15 protein-coding genes are annotated in these 16,134 nt (G+C 41.1%); 13 read left to right on the top strand and 2 right to left on the bottom strand.

Features of this window, described 5'->3' with window-relative positions:
* Window positions 1-167 precede the first annotated feature (167 nt).
* From hisS to rluF, 5 genes are all read left to right on the top strand, one after another.
* The gene (hisS, locus tag RB151_RS13875; protein ID WP_042844621.1) at window positions 168-1,445 is read left to right on the top strand and encodes a histidine--tRNA ligase; all 1,278 of its coding nucleotides are present in this window, start codon (window positions 168-170) and stop codon (window positions 1,443-1,445) included.
* Window positions 1,446-1,455: 10 nt separating this feature from the next.
* Window positions 1,456-2,079, top strand: a complete 624-nt coding sequence (locus RB151_RS13870) for a YfgM family protein (RefSeq protein WP_042844619.1) — start codon at window positions 1,456-1,458, stop codon at window positions 2,077-2,079.
* Between the two features lie 20 nt (window positions 2,080-2,099).
* The gene (gene bamB, locus RB151_RS13865; RefSeq protein WP_042844617.1) at window positions 2,100-3,272 is read left to right on the top strand and encodes an outer membrane protein assembly factor BamB; all 1,173 of its coding nucleotides are present in this window, start codon (window positions 2,100-2,102) and stop codon (window positions 3,270-3,272) included.
* Window positions 3,273-3,400: 128 nt separating this feature from the next.
* Window positions 3,401-4,879: a ribosome biogenesis GTPase Der gene (gene der / locus RB151_RS13860; RefSeq protein WP_042844616.1), complete on the top strand. Its 1,479-nt coding sequence runs from the start codon at window positions 3,401-3,403 to the stop codon at window positions 4,877-4,879.
* A gap of 180 nt (window positions 4,880-5,059) precedes the next feature.
* On the top strand, window positions 5,060-5,935 hold the full coding sequence (gene rluF / locus RB151_RS13855; protein WP_048607837.1) for a 23S rRNA pseudouridine(2604) synthase RluF: 876 nt from the start codon (window positions 5,060-5,062) through the stop codon (window positions 5,933-5,935).
* Between the two features lie 143 nt (window positions 5,936-6,078).
* On the opposite strand, the gene RB151_RS13850 is transcribed toward rluF, so the two are convergent.
* Window positions 6,079-7,215: a M4 family metallopeptidase gene (locus tag RB151_RS13850; RefSeq protein ID WP_071548205.1), complete on the bottom strand. Its 1,137-nt coding sequence runs from the start codon at window positions 7,213-7,215 to the stop codon at window positions 6,079-6,081.
* A 158-nt stretch (window positions 7,216-7,373) separates the two neighbouring features.
* On the bottom strand, window positions 7,374-8,291 hold the full coding sequence (gene hemF, locus RB151_RS13845; RefSeq protein WP_042844613.1) for an oxygen-dependent coproporphyrinogen oxidase: 918 nt from the start codon (window positions 8,289-8,291) through the stop codon (window positions 7,374-7,376).
* 136 nt (window positions 8,292-8,427) lie between these two features.
* On the opposite strand from hemF, the gene RB151_RS13840 reads away from it, so the two are divergent.
* From RB151_RS13840 to cysM, 8 genes are all read left to right on the top strand, one after another.
* On the top strand, window positions 8,428-8,859 hold the full coding sequence (locus RB151_RS13840) for a GNAT family acetyltransferase (RefSeq protein WP_042844611.1): 432 nt from the start codon (window positions 8,428-8,430) through the stop codon (window positions 8,857-8,859).
* A gap of 91 nt (window positions 8,860-8,950) precedes the next feature.
* A complete protein-coding gene (locus RB151_RS13835; protein ID WP_042844609.1) occupies window positions 8,951-9,556 on the top strand; it encodes an RpoE-regulated lipoprotein in 606 nt (201 codons plus the stop codon).
* A gap of 240 nt (window positions 9,557-9,796) precedes the next feature.
* Complete coding sequence (locus RB151_RS13830; protein WP_042844608.1) at window positions 9,797-10,696, top strand: Dyp-type peroxidase; 900 nt, start codon at window positions 9,797-9,799, stop codon at window positions 10,694-10,696.
* A 334-nt stretch (window positions 10,697-11,030) separates the two neighbouring features.
* Window positions 11,031-12,053 carry a sulfate ABC transporter substrate-binding protein gene (locus RB151_RS13825; RefSeq protein WP_042844607.1) on the top strand — a complete coding sequence of 341 codons (1,023 nt, stop codon included), beginning with the start codon at window positions 11,031-11,033 and terminating at the stop codon, window positions 12,051-12,053.
* Complete coding sequence (cysT, locus tag RB151_RS13820) at window positions 12,053-12,883, top strand: sulfate/thiosulfate ABC transporter permease CysT (RefSeq protein WP_042844606.1); 831 nt, start codon at window positions 12,053-12,055, stop codon at window positions 12,881-12,883. Before RB151_RS13825 ends, cysT begins: the two co-directional genes overlap by 1 nt.
* Complete coding sequence (gene cysW / locus RB151_RS13815) at window positions 12,883-13,743, top strand: sulfate/thiosulfate ABC transporter permease CysW (RefSeq protein WP_042844605.1); 861 nt, start codon at window positions 12,883-12,885, stop codon at window positions 13,741-13,743. The genes cysT and cysW overlap by 1 nt, the downstream gene beginning before the upstream one ends.
* Before the next feature lie 2 nt (window positions 13,744-13,745).
* Window positions 13,746-14,834, top strand: coding sequence for a sulfate/thiosulfate ABC transporter ATP-binding protein CysA (cysA, locus tag RB151_RS13810; protein WP_071548204.1), 1,089 nt, complete (start codon window positions 13,746-13,748; stop codon window positions 14,832-14,834).
* A gap of 375 nt (window positions 14,835-15,209) precedes the next feature.
* Window positions 15,210-16,094 carry a cysteine synthase CysM gene (cysM, locus tag RB151_RS13805; protein ID WP_042844602.1) on the top strand — a complete coding sequence of 295 codons (885 nt, stop codon included), beginning with the start codon at window positions 15,210-15,212 and terminating at the stop codon, window positions 16,092-16,094.
* The last annotated feature ends 40 nt before the right edge of the window (window positions 16,095-16,134 follow it).

Below are 16,134 nucleotides of genomic sequence, written 5' to 3'. Positions count from 1 at the left end.
CTATTAATGGTGTTAATTATCCGTGTTTTTTTCTAAAATCGAACACTCATCGGGCAAATAAACAGATAATTCCCGATTCGTATCAGTAATTGGTGTTTGTTGATTGAACCTGATGATATTTCGCTCTTATAATCAAACTTATGTAATTCTGAAAATAGAGAAATAAAGTGGGAAAAAATATCCAAGCCATTCGCGGCATGAATGATTACTTACCAGCTGACACGCGTGTATGGCAAAAAATCGAAGCAACATTGAAAAATATTTTACAGGGTTATGGTTTTAGTGAAATACGTACCCCGATTGTAGAGCAGACCCCGCTATTTCGTAGAGCGATTGGTGAAGTGACGGATGTCGTTGAAAAAGAAATGTATACCTTCAATGACCGTAATGAAGAAAGTCTGACATTACGCCCAGAAAATACCGCAGGCTGTGTCCGCGCAGGTATTGAGCATGGTTTGCTGTACAATCAGGAACAACGTTTGTGGTATTTAGGGCCAATGTTTCGCTATGAGCGCCCTCAAAAAGGGCGTTACCGCCAGTTTCACCAATTAGGTGCAGAGGTATTTGGTTTGAGTGGGCCAGACATCGATGCCGAAATGATCCTAATGACAGCGCGCTGGTGGAAAGCATTAGGTATAAGCGAACATGTGACGCTAGAACTAAACTCAATTGGTTCGTTAGACGCGCGTGCAAATTATCGTGAGGCTTTGGTTGCATTTTTAGAGCAACATAAAGATAAGCTGGATGAGGATTGTAAACGCCGGATGTACACTAACCCACTTCGCGTTTTGGACTCTAAAAATCAAGGGGTGCAAACGTTATTGAATGATGCACCTGAACTGTTTGATTACCTTGATGTCGAATCACGTGAACACTTCGATGGTTTGTGTAAACTATTAGATACTGCGGGTATCAAATATCGTGTTAATCAGCGTTTAGTTCGTGGTCTTGATTACTATAACCGTACTGTATTTGAATGGGTTACAACGGCACTAGGCTCTCAAGGTACAGTCTGTGCCGGTGGCCGCTACGATGGCCTTGTCGAGCAATTAGGCGGCAGAGCTACCCCAGCTGTTGGTTTTGCCATGGGTATGGAACGCATGGTGTTGCTAGTCCAAGAAGTGAATCCAGCATTTACCGCAGACACTTCAGTGGCTGACGTGTATTTAGCGTCTTTTGGTGAAAATTGCCAACAAGCTGCCTTATTGGTGGCTGAAAAAGTACGTGATGAACTACCTACTTTGAGATTAATGGCTAACCACGGCGGTGGGAACTTCAAGAAACAGTTAGCAAGAGCAGATAAACAAGGCGCTAAAATTGCTTTGATCTTGGGGGAAGACGAAATGACTAATGGTCAAGTAACCTTGAAAGATTTGCGCACAGGCGCACAAGAAACTATTTCACAGCAACTAATGGCATCTCGCATCGCTGAGCTATTAGGTTAAGGAGAGACAAGTGGAAGTCTATACAAACGAAAATGATCAAGTTGATGCGATCAAACGCTTTTTTGCTAACAACGGTGTTGCATTAGTTGTTGGCCTTGTTATTGGTGTTGGTGGTGTATTTGGTTGGAATTACTGGCAGTCACATAAAACCAATATATTGCAAGAAAGCGCCCAAAAATTTGAAACAGTGAGTACCCAACTGCGTTCAGGCTCAGAACAAAGTATCGTTGCCGCGCAAAAATTTGCTGCTGAAACTGATGATGTTTACAGCGCAATGATGGGGCTAGAGTTAGCGCAAATCGCCGTTGATAAAGGCGACTTAGCGAATGCACAAACTGCGCTAACTAATGCATTAGCTAAAGCGAAAACGGTTGATATGCAAGATTTAATCAACTTGCGTTTGGCTCGTGTACAATTGGCTCAAGGTAATGCTGATGGTGCGATAGCATCTATTACGAATATCAAAGGTAAGTCATGGCAAGCGACGGCACAGGATGTCCGTGGTGATGCTTTACTCCATAAGGGTGATAAAGCTGGTGCAAAAGCCGCATACACTCAGGGGCTAGAAAGTGAAGGTTCTCAATCTCTTAGAGGTATTTTAACTCTGAAATTGAACAACGTATCTAATTCATAAGAAGAAAGGAAACGACAAACATGCAGTTGCGCAAAACTCTTTTGGTTGGCCTAGTCGCTTCAGCTTTACTTGCCGGTTGTTCCAGCGAAACTGATTCTATCATTATGGCGCCACTTCCGCAGGTTGAGAATCAATTTACTCCATCAATTGTTTGGGATAAATCTGTTGGTAATGGCGTTGAACAATTTTACTCCGAGTTATCGCCTGCTTGGGATGGCTCAGCTGTTTATGCGGCAGACCGTAAAGGTTTAGTGAAAGCATTTGAGCTAGACAGTGGTAAAGAGATTTGGTCTGTTGACTTGTCCAAGCGTACCGGTTTCCTTTCTGCGAATTTATCCGCGTTATTATCAGGTGGTTTAACTGTTGATGGCGATAAAATCTTTATTGGTACTGAGCGTGGTACCGTTATTGCCTTAAACAAAGAAGATGGTCAAGTTATTTGGGATGTTGAAGTTGCTGGTGAAGCCCTTTCTAAACCGGTTGTTAGTAACGATTTAGTCGTTATTCATACTAGCAATGGCCAATTGCAAGCGTTAGATGTAAATAGTGGTGAAATCAAGTGGACTGTTAACATGGACACGCCATCACTGTCTTTACGTGGTGAATCTGCACCAGCGGTCGCATTTGGGGCTGCAATTGTTGGTGGTGATAACGGGCGTGTAAACGCCGTTTTATTATCACAAGGGCAACTGATTTGGCAACAACGCATTTCTCAAGTCACTAGTTCAACTGAGATCGGCCGTTTGAATGATGTCGATATGACACCGATTATTGATGACGGCAAAGTCTATGCGATTGCTTATAATGGCACATTAGCATCACTTGATATGCGCTCAGGCCAAATTTTATGGAAACGCGAACTAGGTTCAATTAATGATATGGTGATGTCAGGTGAAAACCTGTATCTCGTTGACCAAAATGACCGCGTGTTGTCCGTCCGTAAAAGTGATGGTGTGACATTGTGGACACAAGAAGACTTACTAAACCGTGGTTTGTCAGCACCTGAAATGTTTAATGGTTATATTGTTGTCGGTGACAAAGAAGGCTACTTACATTGGTTAGATATGAATACGGGTGAGTTTGTTGCTCAAAATAAATTAAACAGCTCCGGTATTCACAGTCGCCCTGTTGTTGCAAGTGATAAACTAATGGTTCAGACGAAAAACGGAACAGTTTATCTGTTAACGCGTTAATTTTCTGACAAACCGACAATTTATCGATAAAATCAACGGTTCCTGATGACAGGAGCCGTTCGTTTTTTGTTTTCTGAGTGAAAGCTTCAGAATTCCTTTAGTTAATAAAAGTTGTGAGGCATCTAAGAATGATACCCGTCGTAGCGCTGGTAGGGCGTCCAAACGTAGGAAAATCCACGTTATTTAACCGTTTAACCCGTACCCGTGACGCATTAGTAGCGGACTTTCCCGGTCTGACTCGTGATCGCAAATATGGTCGTGCCGAAGTGGAAGGGCATGAGTTTATTATTATTGACACGGGTGGTATCGATGGGACTGAGGAAGGCGTAGAAACGCATATGGCCGCACAGTCCTTACAAGCCATTGAAGAAGCTGACATTGTATTGTTCATGGTCGATGCGAGAGCCGGGTTGATGCCAGCAGATGAAGGAATTGCCAAACATCTTCGTAGCCGCAAGAAAAAAACTTACTTAGTGGCAAATAAAACTGATGGTATTGATGTAAATACCGCAGTTGGTGATTTTTATTCGCTTGGGTTAGGGGAAATACACCCCATTGCTGCCTCCCACGGTCGTGGTGTAACACAATTAATTGAACAATCTTTGAAACCGTTTATTGGTGAAGAAGAAGAGCAAGTTGAGTTAACGGAAGAAGAAGCAAATGCGGCTTACTGGGCTGAGTTAGAAGCAGAAGGCCAACTTGCTGAAGATGAAGAAGACGATTTTGACCCAACCACATTACCCATCAAATTAGCGATTGTGGGTCGCCCAAATGTGGGTAAATCAACACTCACAAATCGTATCCTAGGTGAAGATCGCGTTGTTGTGTTTGATATGCCGGGTACAACCCGCGACAGTATTTATATTCCAATGGAACGCGATGACCGTGAGTACATTCTGATTGATACTGCGGGCGTGCGTAAACGTGGGAAAGTAACGGAAACAGTAGAAAAATTCTCTGTAATTAAAACACTGCAAGCAATTGAAGATGCAAACGTTGTGTTGCTAGTGATTGACGCAAGAGAAGGTATCTCAGACCAAGATTTATCGTTACTTGGCTTTATTTTAAATGCTGGGCGTTCACTGGTGATTGCGGTTAACAAATGGGATGGCATGAAACCAGAAGACCGTGAACATGTAAAAGACATGCTAGAGTTACGTCTTGGTTTTGTTGACTTTGCACGTATTCACTTTATTTCAGCGTTGCATGGTAGCGGTGTAGGTAATTTATTTGAATCGGTGCAAGAGGCTTATGAATCCGCTACGCGTCGTGTGGGAACGGCATTGTTAACTCGAATTATGAATATGGCGGAAGACGAACACCAGCCGCCGTTGATTCGTGGCCGTCGAGTTAAAATGAAATATGCACACGCAGGGGGGCATAACCCACCGATAGTGGTGATCCATGGTAACCAAGTGTCGGATTTGCCTGATAGCTATAAACGCTACCTAATGAATTATTTCCGTCGCTCACTGCAAGTGATGGGGACGCCAATTCGTATTCTGTTTAAAGAGGGTGAAAACCCATATGCAGATAAGAAAAATAAACTAACTGCAACCCAATTACGTAAACGTAAGCGTTTGATGCAACATCTTAAAAAACGTTAGTGGGTCAAAGTATCAGCTAAGGGTTTACTAACCTTAGTGAATAAAAAGCCGTAACAAAATTATTGTGTTACGGCTTTTTATTATATTATCGATTTAAATAGTTTAATAATTAAACGTTGCTTTCACACAACCAAAACTAACAACGATGGCGCGGTGGGGCACAAATGATTGAGGTAAATTATGGACACTCGTTCTTCTACACGTCTAAACAAATATATTAGTGAAAGTGGTATTTGTTCACGACGTGAAGCTGATCGTTATATTGAGCAAGGTAATGTCTTTATTAATGGTAAACGTGCAGCCATCGGTGACCAAGTTTTTGCAGGTGATGTGGTTAAAGTTAATGGTCAATTGATTGAACCGCGTAATGAAGATGATTTAGTATTAATTGCGTTGAATAAACCAGTGGGGATTGTCAGTACCACGGAAAGCGGCGAAAAAGACAATATTGTTGACTATGTTAACCATAGCACGCGGATTTTCCCTATTGGGCGTCTAGATAAAGACTCTCAAGGGCTGATTTTTTTGACTAATCACGGCGATCTGGTTAATAAAATTTTACGTGCCGGGAATTCTCACGAGAAAGAATATTTAGTTACGGTGAATAAACCCGTTACAGATGATTTTATTCGAGGCATGGGAGCCGGAGTCCCCATCTTAGGTACGATGACTAAGAAATGTAAGGTGAAAAAAGAAGCGCCTTTTGTGTTCCGTATTACCTTGGTGCAAGGTCTGAATCGTCAAATTAGGCGGATGTGTGAGCACTTTGGTTTTGAAGTGACTAAGCTTGAACGTATTCGTATTATGAATGTTCGGTTAACAGGGCTTCCAGTTGGAGAGTGGCGTGACTTAACAGCAGACGAACTGATTGAATTATTTGATATGATGGAAAAATCAGAATCGGATATTAAACCGAAAAAACAGGCAAAGACCCAAGCAACCAGTAAAAATGGTGGTGGAGCCAAACAAAATACAGGGAATAAGCCAAAGGCGAAACCTGAAAACCCTACACGTAAAAAATTTACCCAACCGGGTCGTAAAAAGAAAAAACGTTAACGTGCGGGTTTAGTTAAAAATCCTTTGCTTATAAGGCTGAATGATTAGGCATTTGAATTGCTTAACATCGGCCTTTATAGATGAAAATGACTAACTACTAAGAACAGCTATTTGGCATGGTGATGTCGCCATATGATAAAAGATTAGTGTTTATCGAATACTAATCCAACTTTTTCCCAGCTTTTTTGTGTTTGTGATGCGATTTGTTCACCAAATAATTTTTGGGCGTTACTCACAGTTGCTGTGGCAAATTGCTTGAAATCCGCCATTGAGGTAACAATAGGGTCTGATACTGCCGCTATCCATATTTTACCAGCAACATCCCATGTATATCCTCCTAGGCTAGTTGCTAATAAATGAAAGGCTTTATTCGGGATACCTGAATTAATATGGACACCACCATTATCAATCCGCATAGGTAAATCTCGATATTGAGACATATGACCAACTTGTGGGTCAACATTTTTGTTATTCAATGCATAAGCAGTGCCTGGGGCACTCATGGAACGTAAGGCTGGGGCATTAATTTGGTCGATAAATAAATTTTCACCAATAAGCCAATTGGATTCACAAGCTGTCTCATTTTGTACAAATTGTTTGACCATAATGCCTAAAACATCAGCAACGGATTCATTTAGCGCACCAGATTGAAATGCATATCTAAAGTTAGCTTTTGAACTAATGAAACCATGGGCTAATTCATGGGCAATTATGTCAATGTCATTGTAAAAGGGGCCAAAGACTTTACCATCTCCGTCACCAAAGAAAATAGCCTGAGAATTCCAAAAGGCATTAGCGTAGTTTGTTCCATAATGAATAACCGCATTGATGTCTGCAGAACAGCCAAACATCTGGTCAATATCTAATTTTTCCTTAAAGAAAGCACGTACTTTCCCAATATAATCGAAGACATAGCCTGCCGGTGCTGAAGGGGCTTTATCATCACCTTCACTCATGATCACAGTATAATCATCATGTGGCATATGCTCATTAAGGGAAAGTTGGTCACGCTGGCAAATCGGTAAATCTGAGTGTCGATGGATCTTATAGGGAACAGGGCGCTGAGCATCTCGAATAAAGCGGCTGTAATTTTTAACAGGATCAATAGAACAAGCAGATAGGCTATTACGATGTAATTGTGCATCTTCATCTGAATAGATTCTGCTCATGACATCATTGATATGAATGAGTGTAGGGTTGAGTTTAGTCACTCCAGTTTCGGAGATTAAACTTGATATTAGACAAGGCGATAATAAGGAACGACCTAAAATTTGACTCATATTATAACTCCATTCTATTGGATGAAATGGAATCATAATTGTTTTCTTGTTTTATGTAACCTATTGATATTTAATGAATTTAGTTAGGTTTTGTTATATTTTATTAGAAAGGTAGAAATGGAATGTTTCTACCTTAATGAATAAGTTTGTAACAGTAATTATTGGGTTAACCAGTCTTTACCGGGGATTAAAAATTCACTATAGAGAGTCGCTTCTGGACTATTAGGCTCAGGATGATAGTCATATTCCCAACGCACCAGTGGTGGCATTGACATTAAAATAGACTCAGTTCGTCCACCGCTTTGTAAACCAAATAAGGTGCCTCTATCCCAAACTAAGTTAAACTCGACATAGCGACCACGACGATATAATTGAAACTGTCGTTCGCGTTCTCCCCACGAATGGCCACAGCGTTTTTCAACAATGGGTACATAAGCGTGTAAAAAACCATGTCCAACGGCTTGTGTGAAGTTAAAACAGTTATCGAAACCCCATTGATTGAGGTCATCAAAGAACAGGCCACCGACACCCCGAGGCTCATTACGATGTTTTAAAAAGAAGTATTCGTCACACCAATGTTTATATTTAGGATAAACATCATCGCCATAAGGTAAGCATAAATCGCGAGCTACAGTATGCCAGTGAATGACGTCTTCGTTAAAGGCATAAAAGGGGGTTAGATCAAACCCACCACCAAACCACCAAACAGGGGCTTCTCCCTCTTTTTCGGCGATAAAAAAGCGCACATTCGCGTGGGTAGTTGGGATATATGGGTTGAGTGGATGGATAACCAGAGAGACGCCCATTGCTTGGTAGCTACGACCTGCGAGTTCAGGGCGGTGTGCTGTGGCAGATGCAGGTAATTTTTCCCCCTGAATATGGGAGAAGTTGACCCCTGCTTGTTCGAATATAGCCCCATTAGTTAATACTCGGCTACGGCCCCCACCACCTTCAGAACGTTCCCATGTTTGTTCTAGAAAAGTTTCCTTACCATCTAGCTCAGTGATTTTTTGACAAATAGTATCTTGTAAGCTTTGCAAGAAAGCTTTTACACGACCGATATCTGGGTAATTCATTGTTTTCTAATAGAACCATAGATGAAAAATAATAACCAAAGTATACCCTTTTGTCGTAAAAAAGGCATATTGAATATTGATTGTGTGGCAAAAGCAGTGATAATGACAGAAAGATTAGTTTAAACGGGCAAATGTTATGGAAATACGCATCTTTCGCCAAAGTGATTATGAAGATGTACTGACGTTATGGGAACGTTGTTCTCTCAATGAGTTTTCGGGGGACCCTGAACTCGACATCGAACGTAAATTACAATGCGGTGCAGACTTATTCTTAGTCGCTGAGGTCGCAGGTGAGGTTGTTGGTACCATTATGGGCGGGTACGATGGTATCCGCGGCACAGCCGTTTACCTTGCTGTACATCCTGAATATCGTGCGCGCGGTATAGCAAATGCTTTAGTCAGCCGGCTAGAGAAAAAACTAATTGCCAGAGGGTGTGGCAGAATTGAACTTTTAGTGAGCGAAGAATCAGATGCCGCTATTTGTATGTTTGAAAAAATGCTTTATGAAGAAGAACAGTCTGAACGTTTGATTTATTCGAAAAAATTAACTCACGAAACGGATTTTTAGGTTAATTGACTATTTGTTTAATCATTCATGTGAATGTTTTGGCAAATAGGTTGTCACAATATGCATTATGCGACGGATTAAAGAGGATGATATGTCCCAACATGCAACTTTTAATAACAATAGCGGCTTAACGCCATTGTTGAAAATTACTCTGCTATGCGGAATAACACTATTGTCAGGTTGTGCTGGCACGAAAATTTTTTCGCCATCGACTTGGTTTAGTAGCCCACTAGTGATCTCTAGCTCAGGGGTTGGTCAAGTAACCAATTTTACCCGGATGCAAGCTGATACTATTAAAACGCAGCTTAATGACCGTTATAACATCCGTAGCGGAATGCAAATGGACAATGGTGATGTGGTCGCTATTTTCCAAGGCATTAATGATGACGAGGTAAAATTAGAGATAATGGGGCCTGAGCATGGCTATGTGTCGCGCATTACAGTCAATGACCCTGATATTGTTACCGAGTGGGGGCCAAAAGTTGGCACTGAATTTAGTGAAATATACCAAAAAGCATTTGGTGTATGTAGCCTTGGTGAGCGAATCAATGATGTACCAAGCATTGAATGTAATTCGCCACAATCAACAAAAGTTATTTACCGTTTTACGGGTAAATGGCAAGGGCCAGAAGGGATGATGCCTTCGGATAATGACCTTCAATCATGGACAATATCGCAGATAATTTGGCATAAGTAAGCTGATTTTAAGGTATATCGTCAGGTTTAGTTATACTGGCGATCCCCTCTTTTATCGAACCTCGTTATTGTACACAAATAAATTTCCCCTTTCTTAAATTTTCTTTCCTATAATAGGCATCGAAACCTATAAACCCTTGCGTTAAAACAAGGTGAAAAACATCACGATAAGATAGGATAATCATATCGTTTTATATAAAAAATAGGTTATATAACATACTCATTTTACGAGGTTTACCGTATGTCTCATTCTCAAAGTGGTATTTTGAAAGAACATAGCCGTTTTGGTATTTTTATTGAAGCACAAGTGCAAGAAGGATCTCTGGATGAAGTTAAATCTGGATGTAAAGGCTTTGTCGATGCTTTGACCAAATTACAGGCGCAATATCCTGATGACCGTCTTGGTGCAGTAATTGCGTTTGGCTCTGATATTTGGCAGCAATTGGGGCATGCTCAGTGCGCACCTGAATTGAAACCATTCCATACATTAGGTAAGGGGCTTGCGCCTGCCACACAAAGAGATATGTTTATTCATATTCAATCTCTTCGCCACGATATTAATTTCTCTTTAGCGCAAGCGGCACTAAAAGTGTTTGGTAAATCTATTCATGTTGTTGAGGAAATTCATGGTTTCCGCTGGGTAGATGATAGGGACTTAAGCGGTTTTATTGATGGTACAGAAAATCCGCAAGGTGAAGAAATTGCGGAAGTGACATTAGTCGAACAAGGCGATGACAAGGGTGGTAGTTATGTTTTAGTTCAACGCTATGAACACGACTTAAGGAAATGGGATCGTTTTACTGAACATGAACAGGAAAAAATGATTGGCCGTACTAAACATGATAGCGTTGAGCTTGATGAAGATGTGCGTAATGTGACTTCGCATGTTTCACGAGTCGTGGTAGAAGAAGAGGGTGAAGAGCTATCCATCATGCGTCACAGCCTGCCGTATGGCACAGCAAGTGGTAAACATGGTTTATTCTTTGTCGCCTATTGTGCAAGGCTACACAATATTGAACAACAATTGCTTAGTATGTTTGGTGAAAAAGACGGTAAATACGATGATTTACTGCGTATGACGAAAGCCGTTTCAGGTAGTTATTACTATGCGCCTTCTCTTGAGAAACTACTCGCATTATAAATGACTGTTTGCCGCATGGATGCGGCGCTCTTTTGTTATCATGAATATGCTGATGCCCTGCCTAAGTGAATATCAATCTTTTCTCACCCCAAACGAATTAAGCCATCAACAACCGTAAATACGGTATATAGATTTGTCGATTTGGTTTATTCATGAAAACTATTCATTTCTTAACTCATTAAAATAAAACAGTATTTTTACTCTTATGTCGATATTTTCTTTGTTATTCTAATTTGATATATCAAAAGGTGATTGATAGCTACACAGTTATAACCAAAACAGATACAGTGTTTTTAATCTTAGTCGTTTTGGTTTAGTTATGAATGGGTGTGGAATGAAAAAATCATTTTTGAAAAAAACAGCATTAGCAAGCTTGGCGACGGCATCGTTATTCGGCAGCACGCCATTAATTGCCGCAGAACTCCTTAATAGCTCTTATGACATTGCCCGTGAGTTATTTGTGGCATTAAACCCTTCATTTGAAAAACAGTGGAATGAAGCACATCCAGACGACAAATTAACGATTAAACAATCCCACGCGGGCTCATCGAAGCAAGCGCTAGCAATATTGCAGGGGTTGAAAGCCGATGTTGTCACTTATAATCAAGTTACAGATGTGCAAATTTTGCACGATAAAGGCAAATTGATCCCTGCTGACTGGCAAGCTCGATTACCAAATAATAGTTCACCTTATTACTCCACAATGGCGTTTTTAGTGCGTAAAGGAAACCCTAAGGGAATTAAGACGTGGGATGATTTGGTACGTGAAGACGTAAAATTAATATTTCCAAACCCAAAAACATCTGGAAATGGCCGCTATACCTATCTTGCTGCATGGGGGGCTTTTAACCAAGAAAACAATGGTGACCAAGCAAAAACACGTGAGCAAATGAAGCAATTCCTAAAAAATGTCGAAGTATTCGACACTGGTGGCCGTGGTGCAACTACCTCTTTTATTGAAAGAGAGCTAGGTGATGTATTGATTAGCTTCGAATCAGAAGTGAACAACATTCGTAGTCAATATGGTGAGTCTGATTATGAAGTGATTGTACCACCAGTTGATATTTTGGCTGAATTTCCAGTGACTTGGGTTGATAAAAATGTACAAAAAAATGGTTCAGAAGATGTCGCTAAAGCTTATTTGAATTATTTATATAGCCCTCAAGCCCAAGAAATTATTACTAGCTTTAATTATCGCGTGAATGATAAAGCCGTAATGGAAGCGAATAAGGCTAAATTCCCAGAGACAAAACTTTTTACAGTTGAGTCTCAATTTGAAAGCTGGCCAAAAGTGATGGATGTGCATTTTGCAACAGGTGGCGAGTTTGACGAACTAATGGCTCAAGGGCGCCGTTAATGAGCCGTTCAGGAAAGCGCTTTCTACCAGGCTTTGGGCTGACATTAGGGAGCAGCTTATTTTATACCTGTTTGATTTTGCTGCTACCCATGAGTGCATTGGTAATACAACTGTCAGATATGACATGGCAGCAATATTGGGCGGTGATTAGTTACCCGCAAGTGGTTGCCGCCTACAAAGTAACTTTGTTGTCAGCGCTGGTTGCCAGTCTATTTAATGCCGTCTTTGGCCTATTATTAGCTTGGATTTTGACTCGCTATCGCTTTCCTGGACGTCTGTTTTTAGATGGTTTAGTTGATTTGCCTTTTGCATTACCTACCGCCGTCGCTGGTTTGACACTCGCGACATTGTTTGCAACTTCTGGTTGGTATGGTCAATACCTTCACCAGTTCGACATTAAAGTTGTGAATACATGGTTAGGAATTGCGGTAGCAATGGCGTTTACCAGTATCCCATTTGTAGTGCGTACCGTGCAGCCTGTTTTAGAAGAGTTAGGGCCTGAATATGAAGAAGCGGCGCAAACGCTCGGTGCTAGCCGCTGGCAAACATTTAGACGAGTCGTATTACCTGAACTTTCCCCAGCTCTTTTAGCGGGTACAGTGTTGTCTTTTACTCGTAGTTTGGGGGAATTTGGTGCCATTATCTTTATTGCAGGTAACATTGCTTGGCAAACAGAAGTAGTTTCATTAATGATTTTCAGTCAATTACAGCAATTTGATTACCCTGCGGCGAGTGCTGTCGCATCCGTTATTTTGGCGGTTTCATTGCTGCTTTTATTTAGTGTTAACTTAGTACAAAGCCGTTTTGGTAAACGATTAGGGGGCAAGTAATGGCACAAGTTACACCTATTCATGCTGCTAATCGTTCCCAAATCAACTGGGGGAAATGGTTATTAATAGCCATTGGTATTCTGTTCTCAGTTTTGCTATTGGTTATCCCAATTATTTGGATTTTTATTACAGCATTTCAAAAAGGCTTAGATACCGTTTTACTGAATTTAGCAGACCCTGACATGTTACATGCGATTGGGCTAACTGTGTTAATTGCCTTAATTACCGTACCTGTAAATTTGGTTTTTGGCACAATGATGGCATGGCTCGTCACGCGTTTTCATTTTCCAGGTCGGCAGTTACTGCTTACATTAGTTGATATCCCATTTGCGGTTTCCCCCGTCGTCGCAGGTTTATTGTATTTGTTGTTTTATGGTTCTAATAGCTGGTTTGGTGGTTGGCTTGAAGGGTTTGATATTCAAGTTATGTTTTCATGGCCTGGAATGGCTTTAGTGACGATTTTTGTGACTTGCCCATTTGTTGTGCGTGAATTGGTACCATTGATGTTAAGCCAAGGCAGCCAAGAAGATGAAGCCGCGGTATTGCTGGGGGCTTCAGGGTGGAAAATGTTTTGGCGAGTGACATTACCGAATATCCGTTGGGCGTTGCTATACGGTGTTGTACTGACCAATGCTCGGGCGATTGGGGAATTTGGTGCGGTATCCGTGGTTTCCGGTGCTATTCGTGGTGAGACCTATACCTTACCGTTACAAGTTGAATTATTACATCAGGATTATAACACTGTCGGTGCATTTACTGCCGCAGGGGTCCTCGCTGTAATGGCCATCATTACATTAATCCTTAAAAGCGCATTGCAATGGCATTTAAATCGTCAGCAGTCTGAATCAGGAGTCCATTGATCATGAGTATTGAAATTGAAAAAATCGGTAAGTTATTTGGGAAAACCCAAGTACTCAACGGTATTTCACTGGATATTGCATCGGGTGAGATGGTGGCGCTATTGGGGCCTTCTGGTTCAGGTAAAACAACGCTATTAAGGATAATCGCAGGGCTTGAGCAACAAAGTTACGGTACTTTGCGTTTCCACGGCCAAGATGTCAGTAAAATACATGCAAAGGATAGGCATGTAGGTTTTGTTTTTCAGCATTATGCATTATTTCGTCATATGACGGTATTTGATAATGTCGCTTTTGGCTTAACAGTTCTACCGCGTAAGCAGCGACCATCCACACAAGCTATCAAACAAAAAGCCATGCAACTATTGGAGATGGTGCAATTATCTCACTTGGCTTCCCGTTATCCTGCACAGCTCTCTGGTGGGCAAAAGCAACGTGTAGCTTTAGCACGTGCACTGGCGGTTGACCCGCAAATTTTATTGCTTGATGAGCCTTTTGGAGCTCTTGATGCGCAAGTTCGTGTTGAGCTACGCCGCTGGCTACGTCAATTACATGACGAGTTAAAATTTACTAGTGTGTTTGTCACTCATGATCAGGAAGAAGCCATGGAAGTGGCAGATAGGGTCGTCGTTATGAGTGAAGGGCATATTGAGCAGGTTGGGACGCCAAGTGCTATTTGGCAGAGCCCTGAGACTCGCTTTGTTCTTGAGTTTATGGGGGAAGTTAACCAAATCTCAGCACAAATCAGGGGGGCAATGCTCAATATCGGCGGTTATGAATTTTCGCTTAATCATAGCAGTGCTCATCAAGGAGAGGTCGATGTATTTCTTAGGCCTTGGGAAATATCATTACAACCTGAAGTGGATGAACAACACCGTTTACCTGTTAGGGTAACAGAATCTGGTCCAAGAGGTCATTTTTGGCAATTAACAGTTCAACCATTAGGGTGGGGAAATGACCCAATATCTGTTGTTTGGCAGTCCGCAGCAACAATACCGACACGGGGTGAACGTTACTTTTTAGGTAGCAAGCAGGTTAAAATTTACCAAGGAAACACGGAGTTATTATTTCCTCAATTAGCGGAAAGTGCATGAATATAAATTGTTATTGTTGATAGCATTTATATAAATAGATAATAAATGCTATTTATTTTTATGACATCTTAAGTATCTCTCTTTTCTGTTGTTGGGCTATTTATGAATAGTATTTAGCCCAACAATCACGTCGATTTTCTTGTAATTCATTGATATTTATATGTATTATTTTGTTTTTTCTGTTAAATATAACTGGTAATCATATAAACTTATAGTAATATATTATATCAATTAGCTATATCAATAATGGTAATAAAGATAATCTATTTTTCTAATATTAATGTGAATAGATTTCATTTTTCACGCGCTAATATTGGAGTAATATCTTATTTCTATTTGCTCCTATCTATAAATAAAAATTATAAGGATGGTAAAGTGTCAACTCTGGAACAGTTTATCGGTAATACACCTTTAGTAAAACTTCAGCGCTTGGTTCAAGGGGTTAATGCTGAAATTTGGGTTAAGCTAGAAGGTAATAACCCTGCGGGTTCAGTGAAAGATAGGGCTGCCTATTCGATGATCAAAGAAGCTGAAGAACGAGGGGAAATTAAACCTGGGGATACGCTTATTGAAGCGACGAGCGGCAATACAGGGATAGCACTAGCGATGATAGCTGCACTAAAAGGCTATAAACTAAAATTACTGATGCCAGATAACATGAGTAAAGAGCGCCAAGCATCTATGCAAGCGTATGGTGCGGAGCTTATTTTAGTGAGTACCGCAGTGGGAATGGAAGGTGCTCGAGATCTCGCTAAAGAAATGGCGCTCAGGGGGGAAGGGACTGTATTAGACCAATTTAATAACCCAGATAACCCATTAGCTCATTTTAAAACAACCGGCCCAGAAATTTGGCGGCAGACACAGGGGAGGGTCACCCATTTTGTCTCTAGCATGGGAACAACAGGGACTATCACAGGGGTCAGCCGTTATTTAAAATCCCAATCAACCGATGTACAGATTGTTGGGTTGCAGCCCGCAGAAAAAAGCCAAATCCCAGGGATCAGACGTTGGTCGCCGGGGTATCTTCCCGGTATTTTTGATGATTCATTAGTTGACAGTGTATTAGATATCAACCAACAAGAAGCCGAAGAAACCATGAGGGCTTTGGCAAAAATTGAGGGGATATTCTGTGGTGTCAGTTCTGGTGGAGCAGTAGCAGGGGCTTTAAAAGTAGCAAAAGAGAACCCAGGTGCGGTGATTGTTGCGGTAATTTGTGACCGAGGAGACCGTTATTTATCGACTGGGGTATTTAACCAGTAAGGTTAACTCAGGCTAAGAACGAGTAAAGCCATCAGGCAAG

The organism is Providencia rettgeri (genome assembly GCF_001874625.1).
GTDB lineage: Bacteria > Pseudomonadota > Gammaproteobacteria > Enterobacterales > Enterobacteriaceae > Providencia > Providencia huashanensis.
The sequence above is the reverse complement of the archived record's forward strand: the minus strand, read 5'-3'. Positions and strand labels throughout refer to the sequence as shown.

Excerpts from the sequence above, each read along its gene's own strand:
- hemF (WP_042844613.1), bottom strand. The coding sequence starts at position 8,291 with ATGAATTACCCAGATATCGGTCGTGTAAAAGCTTTCTTGCAAAGCTTA.
- RB151_RS13825 (WP_042844607.1), top strand. The coding sequence starts at position 11,031 with ATGAAAAAATCATTTTTGAAAAAAACAGCATTAGCAAGCTTGGCGACG.
- rluF (WP_048607837.1), top strand. The coding sequence starts at position 5,060 with ATGGACACTCGTTCTTCTACACGTCTAAACAAATATATTAGTGAAAGT.
- RB151_RS13850 (WP_071548205.1), bottom strand. The coding sequence starts at position 7,215 with ATGAGTCAAATTTTAGGTCGTTCCTTATTATCGCCTTGTCTAATATCA.
- RB151_RS13830 (WP_042844608.1), top strand. The coding sequence starts at position 9,797 with ATGTCTCATTCTCAAAGTGGTATTTTGAAAGAACATAGCCGTTTTGGT.
- cysT (WP_042844606.1), top strand. The coding sequence starts at position 12,053 with ATGAGCCGTTCAGGAAAGCGCTTTCTACCAGGCTTTGGGCTGACATTA.
- bamB (WP_042844617.1), top strand. The coding sequence starts at position 2,100 with ATGCAGTTGCGCAAAACTCTTTTGGTTGGCCTAGTCGCTTCAGCTTTA.
- RB151_RS13840 (WP_042844611.1), top strand. The coding sequence starts at position 8,428 with ATGGAAATACGCATCTTTCGCCAAAGTGATTATGAAGATGTACTGACG.
- cysW (WP_042844605.1), top strand. The coding sequence starts at position 12,883 with ATGGCACAAGTTACACCTATTCATGCTGCTAATCGTTCCCAAATCAAC.
- der (WP_042844616.1), top strand. The coding sequence starts at position 3,401 with ATGATACCCGTCGTAGCGCTGGTAGGGCGTCCAAACGTAGGAAAATCC.
- cysA (WP_071548204.1), top strand. The coding sequence starts at position 13,746 with ATGAGTATTGAAATTGAAAAAATCGGTAAGTTATTTGGGAAAACCCAA.
- RB151_RS13835 (WP_042844609.1), top strand. The coding sequence starts at position 8,951 with ATGTCCCAACATGCAACTTTTAATAACAATAGCGGCTTAACGCCATTG.